Origin of the sequence: Oscillibacter sp. (genome assembly GCF_032018205.1) — a bacterium.
In the GTDB taxonomy this organism is placed as follows: Bacteria; Bacillota; Clostridia; order Oscillospirales; family Oscillospiraceae; genus Oscillibacter.
On sequence record NZ_DALZOY010000011.1, the window covers coordinates 54,466 to 80,132 of the forward strand.

Annotated in this window: 29 protein-coding genes; 28 read left to right on the forward strand and 1 reads right to left on the reverse strand. The window is 58.7% G+C overall.

Annotated elements, in window-relative coordinates; genetic code table 11:
- Nucleotides 1–9 precede the first annotated feature (9 nt).
- Nucleotides 10–780, reverse strand: a complete 771-nt coding sequence (gene sigG / locus RTU96_RS09860) for an RNA polymerase sporulation sigma factor SigG (RefSeq protein WP_312636422.1) — start codon at nt 778–780, stop codon at nt 10–12.
- A gap of 158 nt (nt 781–938) precedes the next feature.
- Between sigG and RTU96_RS09865 the strand changes: the two genes are divergently transcribed.
- The 28 genes from RTU96_RS09865 to scpB all read left to right on the forward strand — a co-directional run bounded on the left by RTU96_RS09865 (nt 939) and on the right by scpB (nt 25,638).
- Entirely contained in the window at nt 939–1,220 is a 282-nt protein-coding gene (locus tag RTU96_RS09865; protein ID WP_293008592.1) for a YlmC/YmxH family sporulation protein, read from the forward strand.
- A gap of 158 nt (nt 1,221–1,378) precedes the next feature.
- Entirely contained in the window at nt 1,379–3,496 is a 2,118-nt protein-coding gene (locus RTU96_RS09870; RefSeq protein WP_312636423.1) for a methyl-accepting chemotaxis protein, read from the forward strand.
- A 233-nt stretch (nt 3,497–3,729) separates the two neighbouring features.
- The gene (gene rpsB / locus RTU96_RS09875; RefSeq protein WP_312636424.1) at nt 3,730–4,473 is read left to right on the forward strand and encodes a 30S ribosomal protein S2; all 744 of its coding nucleotides are present in this window, start codon (nt 3,730–3,732) and stop codon (nt 4,471–4,473) included.
- A gap of 54 nt (nt 4,474–4,527) precedes the next feature.
- Nucleotides 4,528–5,445: a translation elongation factor Ts gene (gene tsf / locus RTU96_RS09880; protein ID WP_312636425.1), complete on the forward strand. Its 918-nt coding sequence runs from the start codon at nt 4,528–4,530 to the stop codon at nt 5,443–5,445.
- Nucleotides 5,446–5,705: 260 nt separating this feature from the next.
- Nucleotides 5,706–6,548 (forward strand): hypothetical protein, encoded by an 843-nt coding sequence (locus tag RTU96_RS09885; protein WP_312636427.1) that lies wholly within the window; start codon nt 5,706–5,708, stop codon nt 6,546–6,548.
- Nucleotides 6,549–6,661: 113 nt separating this feature from the next.
- Entirely contained in the window at nt 6,662–7,567 is a 906-nt protein-coding gene (locus tag RTU96_RS09890) for a stage III sporulation protein AA (RefSeq protein ID WP_312636428.1), read from the forward strand.
- Entirely contained in the window at nt 7,564–8,061 is a 498-nt protein-coding gene (locus RTU96_RS09895; protein WP_312636429.1) for a stage III sporulation protein AB, read from the forward strand. Before RTU96_RS09890 ends, RTU96_RS09895 begins: the two co-directional genes overlap by 4 nt.
- A gap of 25 nt (nt 8,062–8,086) precedes the next feature.
- Nucleotides 8,087–8,281, forward strand: a complete 195-nt coding sequence (gene spoIIIAC / locus RTU96_RS09900; RefSeq protein WP_293009776.1) for a stage III sporulation protein AC — start codon at nt 8,087–8,089, stop codon at nt 8,279–8,281.
- Entirely contained in the window at nt 8,281–8,670 is a 390-nt protein-coding gene (locus tag RTU96_RS09905; protein ID WP_312636489.1) for a SpoIIIAC/SpoIIIAD family protein, read from the forward strand. The genes spoIIIAC and RTU96_RS09905 overlap by 1 nt, the downstream gene beginning before the upstream one ends.
- Complete coding sequence (locus tag RTU96_RS09910; RefSeq protein WP_312636430.1) at nt 8,667–9,740, forward strand: stage III sporulation protein AE; 1,074 nt, start codon at nt 8,667–8,669, stop codon at nt 9,738–9,740. Before RTU96_RS09905 ends, RTU96_RS09910 begins: the two co-directional genes overlap by 4 nt.
- Before the next feature lie 16 nt (nt 9,741–9,756).
- Complete coding sequence (locus tag RTU96_RS09915; RefSeq protein ID WP_312636432.1) at nt 9,757–10,233, forward strand: stage III sporulation protein AF; 477 nt, start codon at nt 9,757–9,759, stop codon at nt 10,231–10,233.
- Nucleotides 10,220–10,729, forward strand: a complete 510-nt coding sequence (locus tag RTU96_RS09920) for a hypothetical protein (RefSeq protein WP_293009772.1) — start codon at nt 10,220–10,222, stop codon at nt 10,727–10,729. The genes RTU96_RS09915 and RTU96_RS09920 overlap by 14 nt, the downstream gene beginning before the upstream one ends.
- A gap of 23 nt (nt 10,730–10,752) precedes the next feature.
- Nucleotides 10,753–11,322: a SpoIIIAH-like family protein gene (locus tag RTU96_RS09925; RefSeq protein WP_294854073.1), complete on the forward strand. Its 570-nt coding sequence runs from the start codon at nt 10,753–10,755 to the stop codon at nt 11,320–11,322.
- 92 nt (nt 11,323–11,414) lie between these two features.
- Nucleotides 11,415–11,789, forward strand: a complete 375-nt coding sequence (locus RTU96_RS09930) for an Asp23/Gls24 family envelope stress response protein (RefSeq protein ID WP_293009770.1) — start codon at nt 11,415–11,417, stop codon at nt 11,787–11,789.
- Between the two features lie 24 nt (nt 11,790–11,813).
- Nucleotides 11,814–12,266, forward strand: coding sequence for a transcription antitermination factor NusB (gene nusB, locus RTU96_RS09935; protein ID WP_312636434.1), 453 nt, complete (start codon nt 11,814–11,816; stop codon nt 12,264–12,266).
- Nucleotides 12,267–12,287: 21 nt separating this feature from the next.
- Nucleotides 12,288–13,544 carry an exodeoxyribonuclease VII large subunit gene (xseA, locus tag RTU96_RS09940; protein WP_312636435.1) on the forward strand — a complete coding sequence of 419 codons (1,257 nt, stop codon included), beginning with the start codon at nt 12,288–12,290 and terminating at the stop codon, nt 13,542–13,544.
- Nucleotides 13,544–13,801 carry an exodeoxyribonuclease VII small subunit gene (xseB, locus tag RTU96_RS09945; RefSeq protein ID WP_293009767.1) on the forward strand — a complete coding sequence of 86 codons (258 nt, stop codon included), beginning with the start codon at nt 13,544–13,546 and terminating at the stop codon, nt 13,799–13,801. Before xseA ends, xseB begins: the two co-directional genes overlap by 1 nt.
- A complete protein-coding gene (locus RTU96_RS09950; protein ID WP_312636436.1) occupies nt 13,794–14,672 on the forward strand; it encodes a farnesyl diphosphate synthase in 879 nt (292 codons plus the stop codon). The genes xseB and RTU96_RS09950 overlap by 8 nt, the downstream gene beginning before the upstream one ends.
- Nucleotides 14,673–15,466: 794 nt before the next feature.
- Nucleotides 15,467–16,030, forward strand: a complete 564-nt coding sequence (locus tag RTU96_RS09955) for a hypothetical protein (RefSeq protein WP_312636437.1) — start codon at nt 15,467–15,469, stop codon at nt 16,028–16,030.
- Nucleotides 16,031–16,053: 23 nt separating this feature from the next.
- Nucleotides 16,054–17,922 carry a 1-deoxy-D-xylulose-5-phosphate synthase gene (gene dxs, locus RTU96_RS09960; protein ID WP_312636438.1) on the forward strand — a complete coding sequence of 623 codons (1,869 nt, stop codon included), beginning with the start codon at nt 16,054–16,056 and terminating at the stop codon, nt 17,920–17,922.
- A 33-nt stretch (nt 17,923–17,955) separates the two neighbouring features.
- A complete protein-coding gene (locus RTU96_RS09965; protein WP_312636439.1) occupies nt 17,956–18,780 on the forward strand; it encodes a TlyA family RNA methyltransferase in 825 nt (274 codons plus the stop codon).
- Complete coding sequence (locus RTU96_RS09970; protein ID WP_312636440.1) at nt 18,777–19,667, forward strand: NAD(+)/NADH kinase; 891 nt, start codon at nt 18,777–18,779, stop codon at nt 19,665–19,667. The genes RTU96_RS09965 and RTU96_RS09970 overlap by 4 nt, the downstream gene beginning before the upstream one ends.
- The gene (locus RTU96_RS09975) at nt 19,657–20,112 is read left to right on the forward strand and encodes an arginine repressor (RefSeq protein ID WP_312636441.1); all 456 of its coding nucleotides are present in this window, start codon (nt 19,657–19,659) and stop codon (nt 20,110–20,112) included. The genes RTU96_RS09970 and RTU96_RS09975 overlap by 11 nt, the downstream gene beginning before the upstream one ends.
- 40 nt (nt 20,113–20,152) lie before the next feature.
- Nucleotides 20,153–21,835 (forward strand): DNA repair protein RecN, encoded by a 1,683-nt coding sequence (recN, locus tag RTU96_RS09980; protein WP_312636442.1) that lies wholly within the window; start codon nt 20,153–20,155, stop codon nt 21,833–21,835.
- A gap of 278 nt (nt 21,836–22,113) precedes the next feature.
- A complete protein-coding gene (locus tag RTU96_RS09985) occupies nt 22,114–23,403 on the forward strand; it encodes an L-serine ammonia-lyase, iron-sulfur-dependent, subunit alpha (RefSeq protein WP_312636443.1) in 1,290 nt (429 codons plus the stop codon).
- A gap of 146 nt (nt 23,404–23,549) precedes the next feature.
- Complete coding sequence (locus RTU96_RS09990) at nt 23,550–24,206, forward strand: site-2 protease family protein (RefSeq protein WP_312636444.1); 657 nt, start codon at nt 23,550–23,552, stop codon at nt 24,204–24,206.
- A gap of 12 nt (nt 24,207–24,218) precedes the next feature.
- Nucleotides 24,219–25,004 carry a ScpA family protein gene (locus RTU96_RS09995; protein WP_312636445.1) on the forward strand — a complete coding sequence of 262 codons (786 nt, stop codon included), beginning with the start codon at nt 24,219–24,221 and terminating at the stop codon, nt 25,002–25,004.
- A gap of 19 nt (nt 25,005–25,023) precedes the next feature.
- Nucleotides 25,024–25,638: an SMC-Scp complex subunit ScpB gene (gene scpB, locus RTU96_RS10000; RefSeq protein ID WP_294854810.1), complete on the forward strand. Its 615-nt coding sequence runs from the start codon at nt 25,024–25,026 to the stop codon at nt 25,636–25,638.
- Nucleotides 25,639–25,667: the final 29 nt, after the last annotated feature.

Consider the following 25,667-nt stretch of genomic DNA (forward strand, 5'->3'; position numbering starts at 1 on the left):
TGAATAGTGTTACAAATTTTTGCGAATGGTATCAATGGCCCCTTTTTCGAGCCGGGAAACCTGCGCCTGTGAGATACCAACCTCGGCGGAAACCTCCATTTGGGTTTTGCCCTCGTAAAACCGCAGGGCCAGAATCCGCCGTTCCCGGTCGTTCAACCTGTGGAGCGCCTCCTTTAAGGCAATGTGGTCCACCCAGCTTTCATCAGTGTTTTTTTTGTCCCGTACCTGATCCATCACGCACAGGGCGTCGCCGCCGTCAGAGTATACCGGGTCGTAAAGGGAGACGGGGTCCGTGATGGCGTCCATGGCAAAGACCACCTCTTCGCGGGGAATGTCCAATGCCTTTGCAAGCTGCTCCACTGTGGGCTCCCGCTGGTTTTCCCCCACCAGCTTGTCCCGCATCTGGAGGACCCGGTAGGCCGTGTCCCGCATACTGCGGGACACGCGGATGGCGCTGTTGTCCCGCAAATACCGGCGAATTTCACCTACGATCATGGGGACCCCGTATGTGGAGAAGCGCACCGGCTGGGAGATATCAAAGTTATCAATGGCCTTGATCAGCCCCACGCAGCCCACCTGAAACAGATCGTCCGGGTTTTCGCCCCGGTTGGAGAACTTTTGGATAACGGAGAGTACCAACCGGAGATTTCCCTCGATGAGAGTCTGCCGCGCCTCCCGGTCGCCCTCCTTCGTCCGACGCAGAAGTTGCATGGTTTCCTCATTCTTAAGGACCTTCAGCTTGGATGTGTTTACGCCGCAAATCTCGACCTTTCCCTGCATGAAAGCCACCTCGCTACCTGATTTTTCTTCGTGAATCAGTATTTCCGGCAGCGGATTTTCCTATACTGGAAGGTTTTGTCGAGACGGGGGAGAAGGCCGCGCGGCATAGGACATTCCCGGTCGTGCATATGCTTTTTTTCAGGGAGGAGGCGTGCGCTATGGGATGCAGAATCAGGGATATACGGCGAAAGGAAGTCATTAACATCTGCGACGGCTGTCGGCTGGGCTATGTGGGGGATGTGGAAATTAAACTGCCGGAGGGACAGGTGTGCGCCATTATTGTATTCGGACCGTATCGCTTCTTTGGCCTGTTCGGCAGGGGGGAGGAATACTACATTCCGTGGGAGTGTATCCAGCGAATCGGGGACGACATCATTCTCATTGACAAACCCTTTCAGCGGCGGGATCCGGCTTTGGAGCGCAAACGGCGGCGATGCTGAAAAATTGGAATGCTCGGCATGAAAATATTTAGTCTATTCACCTCTTGCATTTTTCGACGGATTATCCGATAATAAAATAGAAAAGTTTTCAAAAAGTTCAAAAAGAAAACCTTGGAAAGCCATACTGCGGGTTACGAAAGAGAAAGGACAGAAAACGGATGATAGGAAAGAAAGACCGCAAGCTTCGCAAAAAGGAGAAAAGAGGAAGCGCTTCGATTCGCAGGGATCTGTTTTCAAAGATGCTGCTGCTGGCGTTGATTCCTCTGCTGCTGATGGCAGCCGTGCCGGGTTATGTGAGCTATTTTGGCGTGAATCAGACGGTGGAGCGCATGATGAAGGAGCTGTCGGAAACCAGCGCGGAGCTGGTGGGACAGAAGCTGACGGCTGTGAAAAATGTCGCCACCGACCTTGGATATCGGACGGAGCTGAGCGACGAGGCAGCGGACCCCGCGGTTTACACCGCCGTTATCGCTCAGTGTGTGGACGCATACGACCTTGAGGGCGGCGACCTGCTGGACGCCAGCGGACGGAGCCGCACCGGAAGCGGCAGCTATGCCGACCGGGAGTTCTTCAAGCGGGCGATGGCCGGGGAGACATACATTTCCGAGCCGGAACTGGATCAGGCTGCGGGCAGCGTGACGATTTATGCAGCCGCACCCGTTCGTGGGAGTGGCGGCGGAATTTCCGGCGTGGGGTTTCTTAAGACGCAGCAGACATTCCTTAACGATCTTATGGCAGAAATCAAGATCAGTGAAGGCGCCACCACCTATATGCTGAACAAGGATGGATTTACGATTGCCGACCCGGACATGGAGACCGTTTTAAATGCCGAGAGTACCATCCGGGACGCGCAGACGGACTCCAGCCTGAGTGCCTTGGCCGCCATGGAAACGGAGATGACCGAGGGCAAAACCGGCTTTGGACAGTATACTTATGGCGGTGTGACCAAATATTTGGCCTATGCCCCGGTGAGCGGGACCGACAGCTGGAGCCTTGGCGTGTGCGCCGTGGTAAAGGACTTTATGAGCACGACCTACGCCAATATGCTGCTGTGTGTGGGACTGCTGGCGCTGGCCGCCGTGGCGGTGGTTCTGGTATCCAACCGGACGTCCAGAAGAATCGGCAGCGCCGTTACCATTTGCACCCAGCGGCTGGAGCAGCTTGCGCAGGGCGATTTGAGCAGCGATGTGCCAAAGGTTGCCCGGCAGGATGAGACAGGCCGTCTCGCTGCGGCCACCGCCACCATCACCGCCTCGGTTTCCGGCATCATCCGCGATCTGGAGGCGGTGCTGGAGAAGATTGCTTCCGGCGATTTCACGGGCCAAAGCAAAGCATCCGAACTGTACGCCGGGGATTATGCGCCGCTGCTGACGGCGGTGGAGGACCTGCGCCGCTTGCAGGGACAGACCCTTGGAAGAATTGTGCTGGCTGCGGATCAGGTTTCCGACGGCGCGGACCAGATTTCCTCCGGAGCGCAAATCCTCTCTCAGGGGACGACGGAGCAGGCTTCCTCCGTGGAGGAGTTGGCCGCATCCCTTCAGGAGATCTCCGCCAACGTGCGGGACACTGCGAACCACACTGTCACCGCCAGTGAGCGGGTGCAGCAGGCCTATAGCCTGATGAAGGAGTGCGACGCGCAGATGCGGGGCATGGAGGATTCCATGGGCGAAATCAACCAAAATTCCAGAGAGATCGGCAAAATCATCAAGACCATTGAGGATATCGCGTTCCAGACCAACATTCTGGCGCTGAACGCCGCTGTGGAGGCCGCCCGGGCAGGTGAAGCAGGCAAGGGCTTCGCCGTGGTGGCCGACGAGGTGCGGAATCTGGCGGGCAAGTCCGCCGAGGCATCCAGAAGCACCTCTGAGTTGATTGCCGCAGCCGTTTCCTCCGTAGAAAAGGGGACGCAGGCCATGGGCTCCACCGCGCAGGCCATGGAGCGGTTGCAGGAAAACTCTGCCGCCGTGGCGGAGATTGTCCAGAAAATTTCCACAGCCTCTGCCCAGCAGTCCACCTCTTTGGAGCAGGTGTCTCTGGGTGTGGAGCAGATCTCTTCCGTGGTGCAGAACAACTCCGCAACCAGCGAGGAAAGCGCTGCCGCCAGCGAGGAGATGTCCGCGCAGGCGCAGATGCTCAAGGAGCTGGTGGGGCAGTTCAAATTTGTCGACGGAGAGGAAGCGCCTGCGACCGGCGCACGCCCTGCCCCGGCGGAAGAGCGCGCTGTCAGTCCGGCTCAAAGAGAGCCGATGGCAGGGAGTGCGGCTTCCAAATATTGAGTTTCGGAAGAGAAACGGCGGCAAAATACAAAGAAACGGAAAAATCCCGGGGAATCCCGGGATTTTTCTTCCTGCTTTTATAAAAAGCTCTTGCACCCGGGGGAATCCTGTGGTATCATATTACAGCATTACACATGGTGGTGGACTGTCCGTCTGTGTTTCCTTCGGAAACTGGCGGATGGGATGAAGCGCCAGAGGGTAAACTAAATTTGTATTTTGGAGGAACTAAAGTCATGGCAAATTCTAGCATCGTATCCATGAAATCCCTGCTGGAGGCAGGCGTCCACTTCGGGCATCAGACCCGTCGGTGGAACCCCAAGATGGCTCCCTATATCTACACCGAGCGCAACGGCATCTATATCGTGGACCTGCAAAAGACCGTCCGCAAGCTGGAAGAGGCGTACAACTTTGTCCGCGATCTCTCCGCCGACGGCAAGAGCCTGCTGTTCGTGGGCACCAAGAAGCAGGCGCAGGATGCCATTCGTGAGGAGGCTCAGCGCTGCGGCCAGTATTTTGTGAATGCCCGCTGGCTGGGTGGCATGATGACCAACTTCAAGACCATGCGTACCCGCGTGGACCGTCTGCATCAGCTCAAGACCATGCAGGAGGACGGCACCTTCGACATGCTGCCCAAGAAGGAAGTCATGAAGCACCTGGGCGAAATCGCAAAGCTTGAGAAGTATCTGGGCGGCGTGGAGAACATGAAGTCTCTTCCCGGCGCGCTGTTTATTGTGGATACCCGCAAGGAGCGCAACGCCATTGCCGAGGCCCACAAGCTGGGCATCCCCGTGGTGGCGATTGCCGATACCAACTGCGATCCCGATGAGATTGATTACGTCATCCCCGGCAACGACGACGCCATCCGCGCCATCAAGCTGATCTCCTCCATCATGGCCAACGCCATGCTGGAAGGCCGTCAGGGCGAGCAGATGGAGGACGCTGCCGCCGAGGCTCCCGCAGCCGAGTCCGCCCAGTAAGACGGCTCTCTGGCACGGGTATATCTAATCATCAAAATTGGAGGAAAAACGAAGATGGCTATTACAGCTACTGACGTAAAGAACCTGCGCGAAATGACCGGCGTGGGTATGATGGACTGCAAAAAGGCTCTGGCCGCCACCGACGGCGACATTGACAAGGCCGTTGAATGGCTGCGTGAAAAGGGCATGGCCGCTTCTGCGAAGAAGGCCGGCCGTATCGCTGCCGAGGGCGTGGCCATGGCAGAGGTGATCGACGGCGTGGGCGCTCTGGTTGAGGTGAACGCCGAGACGGACTTCGTGGGCAAGAACGAGAAGTTTGTGGATTTCGTCAAGGGCGTGGCCGCCACCGTGGCAAAGCAGAATCCCGCCGACCTGGACGCGCTGATGGAGTGCAAGTACAATGGCAGTGATCTCACCGTCACCCAGCAGCAGCAGGAGATGGTGCTGGTCATCGGCGAGAACATCAAGGTCCGCCGTTTCATCCGTTTTGCCGAGGGCATTTCCGTTCCCTATGTCCATGCCGGCGGCAAAATCGGCGTGCTGGTGAACTTCAAGACCGACCTGCCCGCCGAGAAGGTGGAGGCTGTGGGTAAGGATGTGGCTATGCAGATCGCCGCGCTGAATCCCCGCTTCTGGGACAAGTCCGAGGTTTCTCAGGAGATTCTGGACGAGGAGATGAAGATTCTCGTGGCCCAGATGGCCAACGATCCCAAGATGGCTTCCAAGCCCGACGCGGTGAAGGAGAAGATCGCCTCTGGCAAGCTGAACAAGTTCTACGAGGAAAACTGCCTGCTCCAGCAGGAGTTTGTGAAGGACGGCAGCATGACCGTGGAGGGCTATATCGCCGCTTCCGCCAAGGCGCTGGGCGGTTCCGTCACGTTTGTCTCCGCAGCCCGCTTTGAAAAGGGCGAGGGCATTGAGAAGAAGCAGGAGAACTTTGCCGACGAGATCGCCTCCATGGTGAAGGGCTAATTTCTTTTCGGGAATCTGTTTTATAAAGATAAAGAGCACGGCGTCAGGAGCTTTTCCTGTCGCCGTGCTTTTTCCGCATGGGCTTTACTATTCGGAATTATGCGGCGAAAACAGTCTGTCTCCATGGGAATGGCGGTTGAATTTTCTGTTTTTTTAAGTGGGCCGGGACATTTTCCGGCCCGCTCACTTTTTTTCCCGGGAAGCATAGACTGGACTGAAAGAAATTTTCTTTCACAGCTACTTAAATAGGAGGTATTGCAATGCCTGAAAAGATCATGCCCGGACCTGTGGATGACTCTCGCTGCATCCGCGAGGCGGTTTGCATTCACACCAAGAAGATTTTTGACTCGTGCAAAGACAAGGATTGTATCGAAGACTTGCGCTTCTATCCCAAGCTGCAGTACGTGGATGTCCTCAATCGCGCGGTTTCTCTGAAGGGCGGCACCGCAAAGCTGCTTTATGTGTACGTAGACGTGGAGCCGGTGACCTTCAACCGGGGCTGCTACACCGTCGACATGCGATTTTTCTATCAGGTGACGCTCCAGGCATACCTGTGCACGCCAAGTCCCGTGACCGTGGAAGGCTTGTGCGTGTTCGACAAACGCGTCCTGCTGTTTGGCAGCGAGGGCGGCGCCAGAGTTTTTTCCTCTGATACCTGCACCGTGGATAGCCAGTGCCTGCGTACCGGGAGTACGCCCACCGCAGTGGTTGAGGCTGTCGACCCCATCGTGCTGGACGCGAAGCTGGTAGACGTGTGTGGCTGCCGTCCCTGCGACTGCGACCTGTGCGAAATTCCGACCTTTATCAGCGACTATTTCGACGGCGAGCTCAGCTCCGGCGAGGACGGGCGTAGAGTGTACGTCACTCTGGGCCAGTTCTCCATCGTGCGGCTGGAGCGGGATACCCAGTTGCTGATCCCCGTGTACGACTACTGCATGCCCCAGAAGGAGTGCTCCGGTTCCGGTGGAACCGACCCCGCCCAAGACCCATGCGGCCTGTTCCGCAACATCAGCTTCCCTGTGGGCGAGTTCTTCCCGCCCAACACGGTCAGCCGCTGCGAAACCTACGAGGAGACGAAAAACTACTGCAAGTGCTGCAAGTAAATACAAAAAGCGTCCGGTATTTTCGAATACCGGGCGCTTTTTTCCTTCAATTTTTCCGGCATAAAGAGGGACGGGCCTTCATATGGTTGGGTATCGGACAAGGAGGAGCGGAGATGAAGGAACGGGAAGAGATTGCCAGATACCGGCAGGCTGCTGCCTTTCTGCCGGTGCGGCTGCGCAAGCTGGCGGACACACTGCCGGAAGAAAAAAAGGCGGTGGCGGAGGAATTTCGCATTAGGACAGGCAGGCCCATGACGGTGCTGCTGCCCGAGGGGGAAAGCAGCCCCTGGGGGACCGAGCCTTCGGTGGAGCCGGAGGAGTTGGAGACGCTATGTGATCTAGGCGCCGAATTTTCCCGCTACGCCGCTGCCGAAACACTGCGAGAGGGATTTTTGCCTGTGCGGGGTGGCTTTCGCATCGGCTTTTGCGGCTCCGCAGTCATGAAGGGCGGAGTGTGCACCAACCTGACGGACTTGTCCTCCGCCAACGTGCGGATTGCCCGGGAAAAGACAGGCATCGCGGAGGAGCTTTCGGAGCGGCTTTTATCCGACGGTAAGTTTGAAAGTACGCTGCTGCTGTCCCCGCCGGGAGGGGGGAAAACCACGCTGCTGCGGGATTTGATTCGCTGTGTCTCTCAAAAGGGACTGCGGGTGGGTCTTGCGGACGAGCGGGGAGAGGTGGCGGTCTGCTATCGGGGACGGCCCCAGATGGACGTTGGCCCCTGCACCGATGTGCTGGATGGCTGCCCAAAGGCTGCCGCTATCCCCATGCTGCTGCGGACTATGAACCCCCAGATTGTGGCCGCCGACGAAATCACCGCGGAGGAGGATATCCGGGCCATGACCATGGCTGCGGGCTGCGGTGTGAGGTTACTGGCCACCGTCCATGCCGCCAATGTGGAAGAGCTTTCGCATAGGCCACTGTATAGGCAGCTTTTGAAGACGAAGGTATTTCGCCGTGCGGTGTGCATCCGGCGAACTGCGGAGGGGCGGAGTTATGAATTGGAGGAGCTGCCGTGAAAGCGCTGGGCAGTTTGCTGCTGCTGTTGGGCTTTGGCGCAATCTGGCTGGGGGAGCTGCGCCGCCGCCAGCGGGAAACGGAGACGCTGGACGAGCTGATCACCGCGCTGGAGGAACTCTCCGCAGGCATCCGCCTGACCCGCACGCCTCTGCCCCGGCTTTTGCGGCAGGTGGGCCGGTCCCGGCGAAGTGAAGACGTGGTGGTATGGCTGACCGGGGCGGCGGATTCGCTGGAGAGGGGAGAGTCGCTGCGCCCCGCGTGGGAAAACGCCTGCCGCCGTCTTCCAATCGAGGACGACGCACAGGAAATTGTCGCCGGATTGGGGTACAGACTGTCGGGTGATGAAACTGAAATTTGTAAGGGGATTTCGCTTTCCACAGATTGGCTTAGAAAAAGAGCGGAAGAGCGTCGAAAGGAAAAACGGGATTGCTTCAGGCAGACCACGGCGGTCTGCTTTTCCACCGCCGCGCTGCTGTTGATTCTCCTGCTGTAAAGGACATACGAAAGGAATATTTACCATGGACGTTGATTTAATCTTTCGGATTGCCGCTATCGGGATTCTGGTGGCGGTGCTGAACCAGCTCCTTGTGCGATCCGGCCGGGAGGAGCAGGCCATGATGACGACGCTGGCGGGTCTGGTGGTGGTTCTGATGATGATGGTGCGGCAGATCAGCGATCTGTTTGAGCTCATCAAAACGCTGTTTGGCTTTTGATGGGACAGGTCATGCAGATCACGCTGGTGTGCGTGGTGACGGCGCTGCTGGCTGCGGCGGTGCGTCGGGGCGCACCTGAGGCGGCTCTGCTGCTGGGATTGGCCGCCGCCGTGGCGGCGGTGCTTGCTCTGTCTGAAAGCCTGCGGAGCCTGATGGACTTTTTCGGGGAGCTTATGGCCCGGACCGGGGTATCCAACGAGCTGTTTGTGCCGCTTTACAAAACCGTGGGCATCGCGCTGGTGGTGAAGATTGGAAGCGGGCTGTGCAAGGATGCGGGAGCAGCGGCGTTGGCCTCCGCTGTGGAAATTGCGGGGGCGGTGTGCGCCTTGCTGGCGGCGCTGCCGCTGCTGCAAAAGGCGATGGACGTCCTGCTGGAGCTGATGGGATGAAACGATGGCTTTTGGCACTGGTTCTGGCGCTGCTGGTTACCCTTCCTGTTTCCGCCGCTGAGGTGCCGGACGAGCTGTGGGATGCTTTACCGGAGGGGACGGAATCAATTTTGGAAAATGCGGACCTGTCCGGCGCGGACCCGCTGGGCGGAGGCGCGGCTCAGATTTTTCAGAATCTCATGGGACAGGCAAGGTCCGTATTGCTTCAGCGGTTGCGGGGCGCCGTAAGCATTTTGCTGGTGGTGCTGTTGTGCGGCGCGGTGGAAGGCTTCTCCCAGACCGCTGGCGGCACGGGACCCAAGTTGGTGCTGGCGGCGGGGGCGCTGTCGGTGACGCTGCTGACGGCGGGAAGCTTTGAAAGTCTGATCGGCATGGGCGGCGGAACCATTCAGGAATTGAACGAATTTGCAAGGATTTTGCTGCCGGTGCTGGCGGCGGCCACGGCCGTCAGCGGTTCCATCACCACCGCCACGGTACAGCAGGTGACGGCGGTATTGTTTACGGGGTTGCTTTTAAAGCTGATTCAGGAATTGCTGCTGCCGCTGACATATCTTTACATCGGAACGCTCACCGCCGCCGCGTGTCTTCCCGGCGGGCGGCTTGGAAACATCGCTGAGGCAATGCGCAAGTGCATCTCATGGATTCTGTGCGGCGCGCTGACGGCGTTTACCATCTATCTTTCCATCGCCCATGTCATCTCCGGCGCGACGGACGCAACGGCGGTGAAGCTGGCAAGTTCTGCGGTTGCCGGGATGGTACCCGTGGTGGGAAGCATTATCGCCGAGGCGGCGGAAACGGTGCTGGCCGGGGCGGGAATGCTGAAAAATGCCATCGGCATTTTTGGAACGCTGGCGGTGCTGGCGGCTTGCGCGTGGCCCTTTTTGCACTTGGGTATTCAATACCTCTTGTACAAGCTGGCGGGCTTTTTGGCGGGGGTCATCGGTTCTCCGGAGCTGTGCAAGCTCATCGACGGCCTTGGCAGTGCTTTCGGGCTGGTGCTGGGGATGACGGGGGCCAGCGCGCTGCTGTTGTTGATCGCGATTTTGTCTTCCATGGCAGCGGTTGCGTGAAAGAGGGAGGGACGCAATGATCGAGGCAATCAGAGGCTGGATTATTTCTGTGGGAGCGGCGGCCTTTCTCGTGTCTTTATCCCAAAGCCTGATTCCGGAGGGGACGGTGCGGAAAATTGCGGGTTTCGCCGGGGGCCTGGTGCTGCTGCTGGTGATGCTGAAGCCCTTCCCGGGGGTAGACGTAAGCGGACTGGAGCTGGGCTATGAAGACTATGCGGTGGAAATCCGGCAGCGCCAGACGGAGCTCAAGGAGCAGAGCAATCAGACGATGGGAGAACTCATAGCGGACAAGACGGAAGCATATATTTTGGACAAAGCCGCGGAGCTGGGGGTCTCATGCACCGTCAGGGTCCTGATGGAGCCGGGAGAGGATGGCACGCCCGTTCCGACGGGGGCGGAACTGACCGGGGAGAAATCGGACGCGCTGGCGGACTACATGGAGCGGGAGCTTGGAATTCCAAAGGAGAGGCAGGTCTATCATGAAACAGGCTGAGACGGTAAAAAAGCTCTGGAACCGCTGGAAATACGCGGTTTTGGTGGCGGCGGCGGGCGTGGCGCTGCTTTTGCTGCCCTCCGGGAACAACAAAAGCGCCGACACGGTCCCGGAAGAGCATGTGCAGGACGTGGTGCAGGAGACGCAAGCAAATATGGAGAAAATATTGACAAAAATTGACGGCGTGGGCGAGCTGCATCTGATGCTAACGGCGGACACGGGTACGGAGCGCAGTCTGGCGCAGGACACGGATTTGAGTTACAGCGGAGACACCGCCGCGCCCACGGATTATCAGCGAAAAAGCGAAACGGTGCTTGCGGGAAAAAGCGGCGCGCAGGAGCCGGTGGTGACGGGGACCCGATGTCCCACATTTCGGGGCGCGCTGGTGGTATGCCAGGGCGCGGGAGACGCACAGGTTCGTTTGGCGGTGACGGCTGCGGTGGCTGCGCTGACGGGTCTGGGCTCGGATCGGATTACGGTGGTTAAATGTCAGTGATATTTTGGAGGAGGAAGCGGAACATGAGAGGAAACTGGAAACGCTATACCGTGGTGGTGACCATGCTGGTGCTGATCTGTGCGGCGGCGGCCCTGAACTGGCAGGCAACGCAGAACGCCGCTCCGACGGGAGCCGGAAGCTCCGGGCAATCGGGTGGCAAGCTGCTGGGCGAGGCTGCCCTTGTCTCCGGCGGAGACGGCTCCGCCGCGCCGGTGGACGAGACGGGAGTTTACACGGGGTCGGATTATTTTGCCTCTGCCCGCCTGACCCGCCAGCAGGCACGGGATTCCGCCGTGTCGCTGCTGCAGCAGGCAGCGGAGGAGGACGGTGCGTCTCAGGGCGCGCTTGATCAGGCGGCGGAGGGAATTCAGGCCATGGCGCAGTTCACCATGGCGGAGGCACAGATCGAAAATCTGGTGACGGCCAAGGGCTATACCGACTGCGTGGCGTTTATGAGCGAGGACAGCCTCAGTGTGGTGGTGTCCACCGCCAGCGGAGAGCTTGCAGACACGGACGTGGCGAAAATCACAGATATCGCCATGACGGAGACGGGGTATCCCGCCGGAAATATCAAGATCATGGCGGCAAATTAGCTGTTGTAATTTTTAAAGAAGCATGGTAAACTAATATGCACGAAAGAAGGAACCCGGCCAATGGCCGGGCGACGAAAAGGAGCGTGAATGCCATGGGTGAAGGCCGGGAATACATGATTCTGCCGGAGGAAAACGGCAGTATCAATATCGCGGAGGAAGTGATCGCCGCCATCGCTGTGGGCGCCGTCCGAGACGTGGAGGGCGTGTCCGGGATGATCGGCGGCATGGGCGGCAGCGTGACCGACCTGATGAACAAGAAAAACGCCAGAAAGGGCACGCGGGGCGTGAAAATTGACATGACCGGCGCTTCTCTTGCGCTGGACGTGTACCTGACGATTTCCTACGGACACCCCATTCCCGAGGTGGCGGAGAACGCGCAAAAGGCCGTCGTTTCCTCGGTGGAGGCCATGACCGGCTGCCCGGTGGGCACAGTGAACATTCATGTGGACGGCGTGACGCTGGACTGAGAAAGATAGAGGAAGAAACGGGTTATGGTACGGAACGTTGCACGGGAAATCGCCATTCATCTGGCCTATGAACTGAGCTTTACGGATGTGACGGCGGAGGAGCTGCTGGATGAGCGGCTGACGGCGGAGCGCTTTGCAACCCTTGCGGGGGAAGACCCGCTTTACGCCGATGCGCCCAACGAAAAGCAGGCGGACTATATCCGCCGACTGGTTCTGGGCGTGCGAGAGCACGCGGCCGAGCTGGACGGCTACATTTCCAAATATGCGGTGGGCTGGAGCTTTGCCCGGATTCCTCTGGTAGCCTCCGCCATTATGCGGGTGTGCATGTACGAGGTTCTCTACATGCAGGACATTCCCAACGGCGCGGCCATCAACGAGGCTGTGGAAATCTCCAAAAAATACGAGACGCCGGAGACGGTGAAGTTTATCAACGGGATTCTCGGCAGCTTTGCCCGCCAGGAATGTCCGCAGGATTGATTAAAAACAGGGCGGGCAGTCATGCCCGCCCTGTTTTTTGCCCAAATACGAAAGAACCGCAAGGAAGAAGGTGCGTTTGTGGAACAGCCTGTCTATCAGGTTTCTCAGGTCAACGAATATGTGAAGGCTCTGCTGGACGGGGAGCCGATTTTACAGGACATTCTGGTGCGGGGGGAGCTGTCCAACTACAAGATTTACCCCTCGGGACACCACTATTTTACGCTGAAGGATAAGGATAGCGCGCTGCGGTGCGTCATGTTTCGATCTCAGGCCCAAAGACTGCGGTTTCGCCCTGAAAACGGCATGAAGGCCATCGCACAGGGGCGGATTTCCGTCTTCCCGAGAGACGGAGCCTATCAGCTTTACTGCGGCGGCCTGTCGCCGGACGGGGTGGGCGATCTGGCGGTGGCCTTTGAGCAGCTCAAAGCAAAGCTGCTGGAGGAAGGCCTGTTTGACGCGGCCCACAAAAAGCCTCTGCCCCGCTATCCCCGGCGAATTGCCATCGTCACTTCCTCCGCCGGGGCAGCAATTCATGATATGCTTCGCATTCTGCGGCGCAGATTCCCTGCCGCCGAGGTTGCGCTGCTGCCGGTGCGGGTGCAGGGGGCGGAGGCCCCGGCGGAAATTGCGGGAGCTATTCGGTATGCAAACCGCTGGAACGTGGGAGACTTGATTATCACGGGCCGGGGCGGCGGGTCCATGGAGGACCTGTGGGCCTTCAACGACGAGCGGGTAGCCCGGGCCATCTACGAGTCTGAGCTTCCGGTGATCTCCGCCGTGGGCCACGAGCCGGATGTGACTATCTCCGATTTTGTGGCGGATGTACGGGCGTCCACCCCCTCCAATGCGGCGGAAATCGCCGTGCCTGACCAATTGGAGCTGCTTCGGTGGCTTCGGGGCGCGGGAGAGCGCATGGCGCAGGCGGAGGAAATGAAGCTGGAATTGTGCCGCCGCCGTCTTCAGACGCTGTCCGAAAAGCGGGTGATGAAGGACCAGCTTGCCTTTGTGCAGGATCGGCGGATGCTACTGACCCATTTGCAGCAGCGGCTGGGGGACCTGTCGGAGAAAAGCGTGGGGGCGAAGCGGCAGAAATTTTCCGCGCTTGCCGCGTCGCTGGACGCCATGAGTCCTCTAAAGGTTTTGGGCCGAGGCTACGCCGTGGCCCGGAACGGGCAGGGCATCCTCAAAAGCTATCGGGACGCGCTTCCAGGCAGCCGCATCGAGGTGGCGCTGGGAGAGGGGTCCCTTGAATGTACCGTTGAGAAAGGAAGACCGTGATGGCTGGAAAGAAAAAAGAAGAACCCCAGACCTTTGAGCAGCAGATTGCCCGTCTGGAGGAGATTGTGGCCCGGATGGAAAAAGGAGACGCGGAGCTGGCGGACTCCCTTGCGCTGTTCGACGAGGGAACGGGGTTGATTCACTCCTGCGGAAAGCTTCTGGACGAGGCGGAGCAAAAGGTGGTGCGGCTGATGAAGGGCGCGGACGGGGCGCCGGTGGAGCTGCCCTTTGATACGGAGGACGAATCGGATGGATAAGGCGGCGTTTGACGCGCGATACGGAGAATACCGTCAGTCGGTGGAGGACTATCTGGAAGGCTTGTTTTTGGACAAGCCCCACTGGGCGGACCTGTACGACGCCATGCGGTACAGCCTTCTTGCCGGGGGGAAGCGGCTGCGGCCCGTGCTGACGTTGGAAGCGGCCCGCCTGTGCGGGCTGGACTGGCAATTGGCGCTGCCCCCCGCCTGCGCGGTGGAGCTGATACACACCTACTCTCTCATCCACGATGACCTGCCCTGCATGGACGACGATGACCTGCGCCGGGGCAAGCCCACCAATCACAAGGTCTACGGCGAGACGCTGGCGGTGCTGGCGGGAGACGCTCTCCAGCCAGAGGCGTTCCGTCTGATTTTAACGGCTCCCGGCCTTGGCGCGGCTCGTCGGGCAGACTGCGCACTGCTTCTGGCGCAGGCAGCCGGGGCGGACGGCATGGTGGCCGGTCAGGTGCTGGACACGCTGCACAGCCCCTGTACCCGGGAGGAGCTTTTGGAGGTCCACAGTCTGAAAACCGGGGCCATGCTCCGGGGCGCGGCGCTGATGGGCTGCGCCGCGGCAGGCGCGGGAGAGGATCTGCGCACGGCCCTTGGAAGCTATGCCCGGGAGCTGGGCGTGGCATTTCAAATTCGGGACGACATGCTGGACGTGATGGGAGACGAACAAAGCCTCGGCAAAACCCTTGGCTCCGACAAAGCGGATGGAAAAACCACCTACGTGGACCTGCTGGGGCTGGAGGGCTGCGAAAACGCGGTGCGGATGTGCACCGCAGCGGCAAAGGCTGCGCTGGCGCGGCTTTCGGAGCATGAATTTTTGGACTCTCTGGCGGACTCTCTGGCGGAGCGGACTGGCTGAGAAAGCAAACCGGTGTTCTAAAAATTCACACTTTGGATATACAAAAATCGTTGTATATTTATTAGGAACGTGATATAATAAGCATGCTAAGCGGCGGCGCAGTATCCTAGTCAGTACTGCGTCTTTCAAGGAGGGGCTAAAAATCCTCTGAAGGGCATATCGATGAAACCCGTGGTGTCTGCTTGAAACGCCCAGTTTTGGGTGGATGCTGGGGGGAAGCGTGATTTCACGCTTGCGGACTCAGGGCGATGAGCAATGGCATGGTCAACCCGACCCTGTTTCTGTGGAGACCTGTTCTTGTGCGCGGACGTAATCCCATGTGGGTACCCGGCCCGCGTACGAAACAGATTATGAACCTGCAATGCGGTGCATCGGGCGGTTTCGTCCGTAACGCTGTGTGCAGATGTAGCCTGCCTTGCGTGGGCGCGGTGGATAGAGGATTCAGGCAGACTCCGCTCTGGCCAGAGAGGAAGATGCTATTGCCTTTTGAAACCCCGTCTGCAAAAGAGGCTAAAAAGACGCACAGACTGAGGTGGAAATCATCTAGGCTGTCGCAAGGGCGAAAAAAGGATTACAGTGCGGACTAAGTGGCAATCGGGTCGTGCGGACGGCAACGCCGCGACGCAGCGCCGAAAGGGGAACCGCCTCCATCGGCAACGAGAGGTGTGCTGCGGGGAAATCCAACCCGTACCTAAGCCGTAAGATTTACTTTTTTCACCGCCGCCGACTTAGTATTCTAATTATTTAAACCGCCGATTCAGGCGGAATTTTGCTGTGCCCGGGGAGGCAACAGATTGAGCAAAACAAAACGAAAACGAAAAAACGACGCGGAGCTGCCGCAGTACCGTTGGGCACTGCGGATCTTTTTCATCGCCGTGGCGCTGTCTGCCGCGCTGAGCCTTGCTTCTGAAAGCGCGCTCACCGGGGCGGGGATCGCGGCGGCGCTTCTGGTTTTGGCAGGATTTATCGGACTTGGCATTTTATTTGATATCATCGGCGTTGCCGTTACCGCCGCCGACGAGCGGCCCTTTCACTCCATGGCCGCCCATAAAGAGCCGGGTGCGTCGGAGGCAATTATGCTTCTTCGCAACGCCGGGCGCGTCAGCAGCTTCTGCAACGACGTGGTGGGCGACATCTGCGGCATCGTCTCCGGCACCACCGCCGCCGTCATTGTGGCCCGGCTTCAGATGCTATTGGATGTACACAGCGTGCTTTTGGGCGCGGGGGTCACAGCGGTTATTTCCGGCCTGACCATCGGCGGGAAGGCGCTGGGCAAATCACTGGCCATCAATCAGAGCACCCGCGTGGTTTTCCTTGCGGGAAAGCTTTTGCACGTATTCCATCGCTTCTCCAAATGAAGAGCGGGGGTGCTCTGTAATTTTTGAAAAGAGAGACACCTATGATTCTTGAAACCATCAATTCTCCCGCGGACGTGAAAGCGCTGAGCCGCGGGGAGCTGGATACGCTGTGCGACGAGCTCCGGCGGTTTTTGATTGAGCAGGTTTCCCAAACCGGCGGTCACATGGCCTCCAATCTTGGTGTGGTGGAGCTGACGGTGGCAATCCATCGGGTGTTCGACACCGCCAGCGACCGGCTGGTGTTTGATGTGGGGCATCAGTGCTATGTCCACAAGGCGTTGACGGGACGTAAAGAGCTGTTCGGCTCTTTGCGGCAGTTCGGGGGCCTGTCGGGCTTCCCTAAGCCCTATGAGAGCGAGCACGACGCGTTTGTGGCGGGCCACGCTTCCAACTCCGTCTCCGTGGCGCTGGGCATGGCCCGGGCCAGAACATTGACGGGGAAGAACCACAGCGTTCTGGCCCTCATCGGGGATGGGGCGCTGTCCGGTGGACTTGCCTATGAGGGGCTGAACAATGCAGGCGCCTCTAAAGAGCCGTTAATTGTGATTTTGAATGACAACGGCATGTCCATCAACCCCAACGTGGGGGCGGTGAGCAGGCATTTGGGGAAAATCCGAAGCAAGCCTGCCTATTATCATTTTAAAAAGTGGTATCGAAGCCTGTTTGGCGCAGAACCCATGAAAAGTGGGCTTTACCGCTTTAATCACCGGATGAAAACTTCTTTGAAAAAAGCCCTGTGGCCCGGAAGTACGCTGTTTGAGGACATGGGCTTCAATTACTTAGGGCCGATTAACGGACATGATATCGACCGGCTGTGCGACATGCTCCAATGGGCCAGAGAGCTGCGCTGCCCGGTGGTGGTCCACGTACACACGGAGAAGGGGCGGGGCTATGCCCCTGCCCAGCGGGATCCGGGCAGGTTCCACGGCATCGGGCCGTTCGACGCGGCGACCGGACTTTTAAAAAAGCCGGAGACAGAGAGCTTTTCCTCTGTTTTTGGAAAGACCCTCGTCTCCCTTGCCGCCCGGGACCCACGGGTGTGCGCCATCACCGCCGCCATGGCGGACGGAACGGGGCTGGACCTCTTCCAAAAGGAATTTCCAAAGAGATTTTTTGATGTTGCCATTGCCGAGGGACACGGCGCGGCCATGGCCGGGGGCCTTGCATCGCAGGGGATGATCCCCGTATTCGCGGTGTATTCCACCTTTTTACAGCGAAGCTATGACATGCTGCTCCACGATGTGGCGTTGGAGGGGCTTCATGTGGTCCTGGCGGTGGACCGGGCAGGTCTTGTGGGAAATGACGGAGAGACGCACCACGGCGCGTTTGACGCGCTGTTTTTGCCCACCGTTCCGGGGATGACGGTGTATTGCCCCGCCAGCTTTGCAGAGTTGCGGCAAATGCTGCGCAGCGCGGTTTTAGAGTGCGAAGGGCCGGTGGCCGTCCGCTATCCCAGAGGCGGCGAGGGCCGCTACCGGGAGGACGGCGGAGAAGCTGCCGCCGTGCGGCTGCGGGAAGGGAAGGACGTGACCATCCTGACCTACGGTGTGCTGGTGAATCAGGCGTTGGACGCGGCTGATTTACTGGAGAAGCAGGGGGTCCACGCCGGTGTGGTGAAGCTGAACCGCATTGCGCCGCTGGATTACGAGGATTTGGCGCCCGCGCTCTCCGGCTGCGAATGCATTCTCGCGGTGGAGGACTGCTGCGGCTCCGGCTGCGTAGGACAAAGAGTCGGCGGCATTCTTGCCGCCCGGGGCAGCGCGCCCAAGCGGATGCTTTTCAAGAACCTTGGCCGCAGCTTTGTTCCGGCGGGGTCCGTTGAAGAGCTGCGGCACAGTCTTGGTTTGGACGCAGAGGGCGTTGTAAAGGCCGTTTTAGAGGGAATCCGTTGAGGATACCGCGTTATTTCGCGGGGAGGACATAGCATGAGTGAAAAGAAACGGCTGGACCTGCTGCTGGTGGAGCGGGGCTTGCTGGAAAGTCGGCAAAAGGCGCAGGCTGTTATCATGAGCGGTCTGGTATTTGTAAAGGGCCAGCGGGCGGACAAGCCCGGAACCGCCTATTCCGTGGACGAGGAAATTGAAGTTCGGGGTGGCGGGCTTGCTTATGTGAGCCGGGGCGGACTGAAGCTTGAAAAGGCCATGTCCGTGTTTCCAATTGATTTGAAAGAGAGCATCTGCGGCGACATCGGGGCCTCCACCGGCGGCTTTACCGATTGTATGCTTCAAAGCGGAGCAAAGAAAGTTTACGCCGTGGATGTGGGCTATGGTCAGCTTGCATGGAAGCTGCGGTCTGACCCGCGGGTGGCATGTCTGGAACGGACAAACGCCCGATATCTCACCCACGAGCAGGTGCCGGACGAGCTGGATTTTGCCAGCGTGGATGTGAGCTTTATCTCCCTAAAGCTGATTCTGCCCGCCCTGAGGGGGCTTTTGAAGCAGGAAGGCGGCGCGGTGTGTCTCGTGAAACCGCAATTTGAGGCAGGCCGGGAAAAGGTCGGTAAAAAAGGCGTGGTCCGGGACCCGGAGGTACACCGCGAGGTGCTGGAGCATTTTTTGGACCATGCAAAGGAATCTGGCTTTATAGTGGCTGGATTGACATACTCTCCTATTCGAGGACCTGAGGGCAACATCGAGTATCTGGGGTTCCTGCGCTGTGGCGCGTCGGAGGAGGCGCCGGGTTTTGATTTGCGTGCTCTGGTAGAGGAATCGCACACGGACCTGCCGGAGAAGGGGGGCGCGGAGACATGAAAGAGGGCAAAAAGATCATTCTTTGTCCCAACCCCAGTCGGGATCGGGATATGAGCGCCACAAAAGCCGCTCGTGCCATTTTGCACGAGTGTGGCTATCGGACGGTGGTGTGTTCGCCTTTCCGCGACCAACGGGAGGGAACCTCCTTTGCGGATTTGGAGGTGCGCCCACTGACCCACGAGCTGCGCTCGGCGGATCTGCTGATTACGCTGGGCGGAGACGGCACGATTCTGCACCTTGCCAAACTGGCGGCGCTGAATAAGGTGCCGGTGCTGGGCGTCAACACAGGGAGTCTTGGCTTCATCGCAGAGTTGGAGCTGGGCGAGCTGGAGATGCTGCGGCGGCTGGCAGTCTGGGATTTTGAAACGGAGAGTCGGATGATGCTGGACGTGAATGTCCTGCGGAACGGTCGGTCCGTCTACACGAATCTGGGGCTGAACGACGCTGTGATCCGGGAAGGTCCCATCTCTCATGTGATTCATCTGCGGATTGAGTCTGACGGTCATCATCTGGCAGACATTGCCGGAGACGGTGTGATTATCGCCACGCCCACCGGGTCCACGGCTTATTCCCTCTCTGCCGGTGGTCCCGTGGTGGAGCCGGAGGCCGAGGCCATGGTGGTCTGCCCTATCTGTACGCATAATATGCGGTTTTCTTCGTATGTTCTCTCGCCTGGACACACACTGTCCATCCGCACAGAGCGAAACGGACGCAAACCGGTGTATCTGTTTGTGGACGAGAGCAGGGGATTTTCCCTCCATGCGGAAGACGAGGTACAGGTGCGCCGGTCCAAGTACGAGCTGAAGCTGGTGCGGCTGACCGAAAAAAGTTTTTGTGAAATCTTTGCAAGAAAAATGCTGCCGGGAGGACAGGAAGATGAAAAATGAACGGCAAATGCTGATTTTGGAGATTATCGGGCAGGAGGATATTGAGACGCAGGAGCAGCTTTTGGAGCGGCTGCAGGCCCGAGGCGTGTCCAGCACGCAGGCCACCATTTCCCGGGATATCAAGCAGATGCACCTCATAAAGGAGCCGGTGGGGCACGGGGTGTATAAATATTCTGTGTCTGGAAACCGAACCCGTCTGAATTTCGCAGAGAAGCTGCGCACCATCTTCCGGGAGAGCATCACGGGTATTGAAAACGCACAAAACATCGTGGTGGTGAAAACCATGCCGGGACTGGCCAGCGCCGCCTGCGCCGCATTGGACGACATGGATTTGGGCTATATGCTGGGAAGTCTGGCGGGGGACGACACCGCGTTTTTGGTGATGCGGGACATCGCTTCGGCAGAAACCTTCTGTAAAGAAATTCAGGAAATGATCAACATGTAAAGGGAAGTATCATTACAGAATAGAAAAGGGGGAGGAAGCCATGCTGGAGCTGCTGCACATTGAAAATATCGCAGTTATCGAGCAGGCGGACATTCAGTTCCGCCCGGGCTTCAACGCCCTCACCGGCGAAACCGGCGCGGGCAAATCCATTGTCATTGACGCTATGGGAGCGGTGCTGGGGGGCAGAACCTCTCGGGACCTGATTCGCACCGGCAGCAAGCGGGCGCTGGTCAGTGCGGAGTTTTCCGGAGTGGAGGCAGACCTTCCCGGCCTTGCCCAGTGCGGCGGGGCGTTGGACGAGGAGGGGCTTCTGATTCTCCAGCGAGAGCTGGATGCGGACGGCAAAAACCTCTGCCGGGTCAACGGGCGACCGGTGACGGTGTCGCAGCTGCGGATACTGGGCGCGGAGCTTTTGAATATCCATGGTCAGCACGACGGGCAGCAGCTTCTGGACGAGGAGCGGCACGGCGCGTATCTGGATACGTTCGGTCGACTGGAGGGCGCACTGGGGGAATACCGTGCCGCTTACGGCTCCATGGCGGAGCTGCGCCGCAAGATGGACGCCTTGCGGATGGACGAGGCGGAAAAGGCCCGCAAAGTGGACAGCCTGACGTTTCAGATTCAAGAGCTGGAGCGGGCGGGGCTGCGTCCCGGCGAGGAAGAAGAGCTTTTGGAGCGGCGGGACCTTCTACGCAACGGGGAGAAGTACCTTTCGGCGGTGCAGGGGGCAGACGGTTGCCTGAACGGGGACGATGAAACCGGCGGTGCGGTGTCCCTGATTCAAGAGGCGGCAAACAGTCTTGCGCATGTCAAGGGGCGCAATGGACGACTAGAAGAAGTTTGGAATCGGCTGGAACAGCTTCGCTGTGAAGCATATGACCTTGCGGATTCCGTGCGGGATATGCTGGGGGAGTTTGACTTTTCACCGGAGGAGCTGGACACGGTGGAGAGCCGGGCGGACCAGATCTACCGCCTGAAGAAAAAATACGGTGCCACGGTGGAGGACATGCTGACCTATCTGGACCGGAGCCGCCGAGAACTGGACGAGATTGAGACAGCGGACGACACGCTGGCTCGTCTGGCAGGCCAGCTTTCTGCCGCTGAGAAGAAGACCGTTGTAGCGGGCGCAGCGCTGACAAAGACGCGGAAATCTGCCGCCGGAGAGCTGGAGAAGCGGATTTTGAAAGAGCTGGAAGATCTGGACATGGGCCGGGTCCGGTTTTCCATTGAATTTACGCCTGGTGAGCCGGGGCCCGATGGATGCGACGCCATCCGCTTTCTGATGTCCGCCAACGCCGGAGAGGACTTGAAGCCCATTGCCCGGATTGCCTCCGGCGGCGAGTTGGCCCGCATTATGCTGGCGCTGAAAAATGTACTGGCAGAGCAGGAGCGGATTGGCACGCTGGTGTTCGACGAGGTGGACACCGGTGTTTCCGGCAGGGCGGCACAGAAGGTGGCGGAAAAGCTGGCCCAAGTCTCCCGGCACAAGCAGGTGCTGTGCGTGACGCACCTTCCTCAGCTTGCGGCCATGGCAGACGTACATTTTTCCGTGGAAAAAGGAGAGCGGGGCGGAAGGACCTTTACTGAGGTGCTTCAGTTGGACCGTCGGCGGCGTATGGAAGAGCTGGCCCGCATCACCGGCGGCAGCAAGGTGACAGATGCGTTGCTGCAAAGCGCGGGAGAGTTGCTGGACGGGGCAGAGGCATACCGAAGCAAGCTATAACCCTCGCGTATTGGTTAAAACAGATTCTCCCAGAGGTGGAAAGCACGCAAAAAGATAAATACGAGACAGTGGACGTTTCTCTGACGGAGGAATGTCCGCTGCTTTTTTGACGCCTTCCTTTGGCACAAATTGAATGGAATGTAAGACTTCTCAAACCCTCCCGGAATCAGGGGCGGAGGTATCTATCTATTCTTGCTTTCTGATGCGGGCGGTGATAAAATACGAACAGAATCAGATGCGTCTTTTCCACGAAAACAAATGTTAAAAGGAGGACTGTCATGAATCGTACTTTGATCTGTCAGATACTGAACCACGAAATGATGCTGGCTACCGGGTGTACGGAGCCGGCGGCGATTGCCTTGACCGCTGCTGTCGCCCGGGAGCACCTGATGGGAGAACCCACCCACGTAAAGGTGCTGGCCAGCGTCAACATCATCAAGAACGCAATGGCTGCCGGCATACCGGGAACGGAGTGCACCGGCATGAACTACGCGGCGGCGCTGGGCGCCGTATGCGGACGGGTGGAGCGCCGATTACAGGTGGTGGACGGCGCTTCGCCGGAGGATGTGGCCAAGGCCTTGGAGCTGGTGCAAAGCGGTCAGGTGGAGATGGGCCGGACGAAGGAACCGGATAAGCTTTATGTAGAGGTGGAGCTGACCAACGACGCGCATCAGTCCCGCGCGATTATCCGGGGGGCCCACACCAATGTGACATTGGTGGAGGCGGACCACAAAGCGCTGGAGACGGCTGCGCAGGAGGCTGCCGCCGATCCCATCACGCCGCAGGTCATTAAGGATACCTTGAGTATTCAGACGATTTATGAATTCGTGGAAACGCTGGACCGGGAAAAAGACGACCTGCACATGATTGAGCAGGCCATCAAAATCAACAGTGAAATTGCAAAGGTGGGCGCGGAGGGCAACTTCGGTCTGAACGTGGGGCGGCACATCCGCAAAAGTCAGGAATCCGGGCTGATGGGCAGCGATGTGATGCTGGAGGCCGTGGCCGTCACATCCAGCGCGGCGGACGCCCGCATGGCGGGGGCCAACGCGCCGGTGGTCACAAATTCCGGCTCCGGGAATCAGGGGATTACCGCAACGATGCCCATTGTCTCTGCGGCAAAGTCCCTGAAGATTGACGACGAGCGAATGTTCCGAGCCGTGACGCTGAGCCATCTCATATCCATCCACATTCACGCGGACTTCGGTCTTCTCTCCGGCCTTTGCGGCGCCACCATCGCCGCCACGGGCGCTGCCTGCGGACTGGTGTACTTATTGGGAGGCAGCTTACAACAGGTCGGCTACGCTGTCAACAATATGCTGGGAGACGTGACGGGGATGCTGTGCGACGGGGCAAAGGCTGACTGCGCGCTGAAAATCTCCACCTGCGTGTTTACCTCTTTCCACTGCGCGGCAATGGCTCTGCGGGACGAGACCGTGAAGCACACCGACGGCATTGTGGAGAAGGACCCGGAGGTGACCATCGCCAACTTTGTGAAGCTTGGCAACGACGGTTCGCCCAAAATGGACGACCTTGTGCTGGATATGCTGCTGCAAAAGGGAAGATAACGTCGGATACGGATGGGCGGGGAAGGCTATGCTTTCCCCGCCCGTTCTTTTGCGCGCTTTTCCAAGGATTCTCCTTGTCATGAAAGGGAAAAACTGCTATAATATGGGCATTGACTTTAAAATGCGTTTAACGCAAGGAGATTACTTTGCTGCATTATATTCAGGCGCTGCTTGTGCAGCTTGACCTTTCCTCCATGCTGGATGCGGTGCTGCGGGTAGCGTCCGTCCTTCTGTGCCTGACGGTGCACGAGACGTGCCACGGTCTGGCCGCCCTGTCATTAGGAGATAAAACCGCAAAGGAACTGCACCGGCTGTCCTTAAATCCCCTGCGGCACATCGACTGGTTTGGACTTGCCATGATGTTTACCGTGGGCTTTGGCTGGGCGAAGCCCGTGCCGGTGGACCCGCGCTATTTCAAGGACCCGAAACGGGGAATGGCGCTGACGGCGCTGGCGGGGCCGCTCTCTAATTTAGCATTGGCGCTGGCGCTGCTTTTTGCCAGCCGTGGAATTTACATGTACGCGGAGTATACGCCGGCGTGGGACGGCATTTTCAATTTTCTGCACTCCACCGCCATTCTCTCCATCGGGCTGGGGCTGTTTAACCTGATCCCCATTCCGCCGCTGGACGGGTCAAAGGTCTTGGGCGCACTGTTGCCCGATAAGGCTTATTTCACGCTGATGCGCTACGAGCGGTACGGAATGCTGCTGCTGTTGTTGCTTTCCTTTGCAAATGTGGGTGGAGGACTGATTGGACAAGGTATCTACGGCGTGTACACCGCTATGGTGAACCTGATTTATTGAGGTGAACGATTGTTGGACAGTCCTGTATTCAAGCTGGAAAAAGTGGTCCGGGCCAAAGCGCAGGAAGAAATGCAGGACTTTGAGGGGCCGCTGGACTTAATTTTATTTTTGTTGGGCAAAAACAAGCTGGAAATTCAGGACATCGCCATCTCCCTGATTTGCGGCCAGTATCTTTGCTGGCTGGAGGCCCGCAAGCAGATGGATTTGGAGGTGGCCAGCGAATTTATCTCCATGGCCTCCCATCTCATCTATCTCAAGACGCGGATGCTTCTGTCCATTGAGGACGAGGAGGCTCGGGGCGAAATGGACGCTCTGATCAAGTCGTTGGAAGAGCGCCGCCGGAGTGAGAGCTATGGCGTTGTGAAGGCGGCGGCCAAGCGGTTGGAGCCCATGGGGGAGTTTGGTCGCAGCGTCGTCTTCCGCCAGCCGGAACCGGTGGAGCGGGGAAAGATTTTTGAATATGATCAGGACCCGGTAGATCTGATTCTGGCCATGGCGGACATTCGGGAGCGTTCGGAGCGGACACTGCCGCCCCCCAGAGCGGCTTTTGCAGACATCGTACGCCATGAACCATATCCCGTGGAGAGCAAGGCAAGGGATATTATCCAGAGGCTTAAAAGCGAGGGAATTACCCGGTTTTTGCTGTTGTTCCGGGGAAACCGGACCCGCAGCGAGGTGGTGGCCACGTTTTTGGCGGTGCTGGAGCTGTGCCGCGCCAGCATCATTCGGCTGGCCGGGTCCGAGACGGACTGCACCGTGAAGCAGGAGCAGGAGCTTCCCGAAAATCTGACACTGTAAGGAAAACGGCATGGAAAATTTGGACATGAAGGAAATCGAGTCCGCCGTGGAGGGTATTTTGTTTGCCTCCGGCGACCCGGTGCATATCGACCGCATCTGCATCGCGCTGGAGGCGGACCGTCCCACGGCGGAGCGGGTGCTGCAAAACCTGATGGATCACTATGCCTATGACCGCCGTGGCGTACGGCTGCTCCATGTGGAGGATACGTGGCAGCTATGCTCGGCGCCGGACTATGCGGAGGTAATCCGCAGGGCCTTTGAAATCCGAAAGCCCGCCAAGCTCAGCCAGCCCGCGCTGGAGGTGTTGACGGTCATCGCCTATTATCAGCCCGTGACCCGGGCATATGTGGACCAGATTCGGGGAGTGGACAGCGCCTACACTGTGGGGCTGCTGCTGGACCGAAAGCTGATTGAGGATTGCGGGCGGCTTCAGGTACCGGGGCGTCCTCGGCTGTACCGTACCACGAAAAATTTTCTCCGCTCGTTTCATCTTCACTCGCTGGAGGATTTGCCGGAACTTCCGGATTTTGGCGGTGCCGGACAGATGCGCCTGGGGGATAACGGCGAGATTGTGGACCCGGAGGGCGAACTGCGGGAGACCGAGGAGAACGACGGGGCGGAACAAGGCGAATAAGCCTTGCCGCCCGGGAATGCCGCGGAAGG

Coding starts and splice junctions, on each gene's coding strand:
- xseB (WP_293009767.1), top strand. CDS start 13,544: ATGGCTGGAAAGAAAAAAGAAGAACCCCAGACCTTTGAGCAGCAGATT.
- RTU96_RS09910 (WP_312636430.1), top strand. CDS start 8,667: ATGAAACGATGGCTTTTGGCACTGGTTCTGGCGCTGCTGGTTACCCTT.
- RTU96_RS09930 (WP_293009770.1), top strand. CDS start 11,415: ATGGGTGAAGGCCGGGAATACATGATTCTGCCGGAGGAAAACGGCAGT.
- RTU96_RS09975 (WP_312636441.1), top strand. CDS start 19,657: ATGAAAAATGAACGGCAAATGCTGATTTTGGAGATTATCGGGCAGGAG.
- RTU96_RS09950 (WP_312636436.1), top strand. CDS start 13,794: ATGGATAAGGCGGCGTTTGACGCGCGATACGGAGAATACCGTCAGTCG.
- rpsB (WP_312636424.1), top strand. CDS start 3,730: ATGGCAAATTCTAGCATCGTATCCATGAAATCCCTGCTGGAGGCAGGC.
- tsf (WP_312636425.1), top strand. CDS start 4,528: ATGGCTATTACAGCTACTGACGTAAAGAACCTGCGCGAAATGACCGGC.
- RTU96_RS09965 (WP_312636439.1), top strand. CDS start 17,956: ATGAGTGAAAAGAAACGGCTGGACCTGCTGCTGGTGGAGCGGGGCTTG.
- xseA (WP_312636435.1), top strand. CDS start 12,288: ATGCCCGCCCTGTTTTTTGCCCAAATACGAAAGAACCGCAAGGAAGAA.
- RTU96_RS09870 (WP_312636423.1), top strand. CDS start 1,379: ATGATAGGAAAGAAAGACCGCAAGCTTCGCAAAAAGGAGAAAAGAGGA.
- RTU96_RS09970 (WP_312636440.1), top strand. CDS start 18,777: ATGAAAGAGGGCAAAAAGATCATTCTTTGTCCCAACCCCAGTCGGGAT.
- RTU96_RS09920 (WP_293009772.1), top strand. CDS start 10,220: ATGAAACAGGCTGAGACGGTAAAAAAGCTCTGGAACCGCTGGAAATAC.
- sigG (WP_312636422.1), bottom strand. CDS start 780: ATGCAGGGAAAGGTCGAGATTTGCGGCGTAAACACATCCAAGCTGAAG.
- nusB (WP_312636434.1), top strand. CDS start 11,814: ATGGTACGGAACGTTGCACGGGAAATCGCCATTCATCTGGCCTATGAA.
- RTU96_RS09865 (WP_293008592.1), top strand. CDS start 939: ATGGGATGCAGAATCAGGGATATACGGCGAAAGGAAGTCATTAACATC.
- RTU96_RS09925 (WP_294854073.1), top strand. CDS start 10,753: ATGAGAGGAAACTGGAAACGCTATACCGTGGTGGTGACCATGCTGGTG.
- recN (WP_312636442.1), top strand. CDS start 20,153: ATGCTGGAGCTGCTGCACATTGAAAATATCGCAGTTATCGAGCAGGCG.
- RTU96_RS09915 (WP_312636432.1), top strand. CDS start 9,757: ATGATCGAGGCAATCAGAGGCTGGATTATTTCTGTGGGAGCGGCGGCC.
- RTU96_RS09985 (WP_312636443.1), top strand. CDS start 22,114: ATGAATCGTACTTTGATCTGTCAGATACTGAACCACGAAATGATGCTG.
- spoIIIAC (WP_293009776.1), top strand. CDS start 8,087: ATGGACGTTGATTTAATCTTTCGGATTGCCGCTATCGGGATTCTGGTG.
- RTU96_RS09890 (WP_312636428.1), top strand. CDS start 6,662: ATGAAGGAACGGGAAGAGATTGCCAGATACCGGCAGGCTGCTGCCTTT.
- RTU96_RS09885 (WP_312636427.1), top strand. CDS start 5,706: ATGCCTGAAAAGATCATGCCCGGACCTGTGGATGACTCTCGCTGCATC.
- RTU96_RS09905 (WP_312636489.1), top strand. CDS start 8,281: ATGGGACAGGTCATGCAGATCACGCTGGTGTGCGTGGTGACGGCGCTG.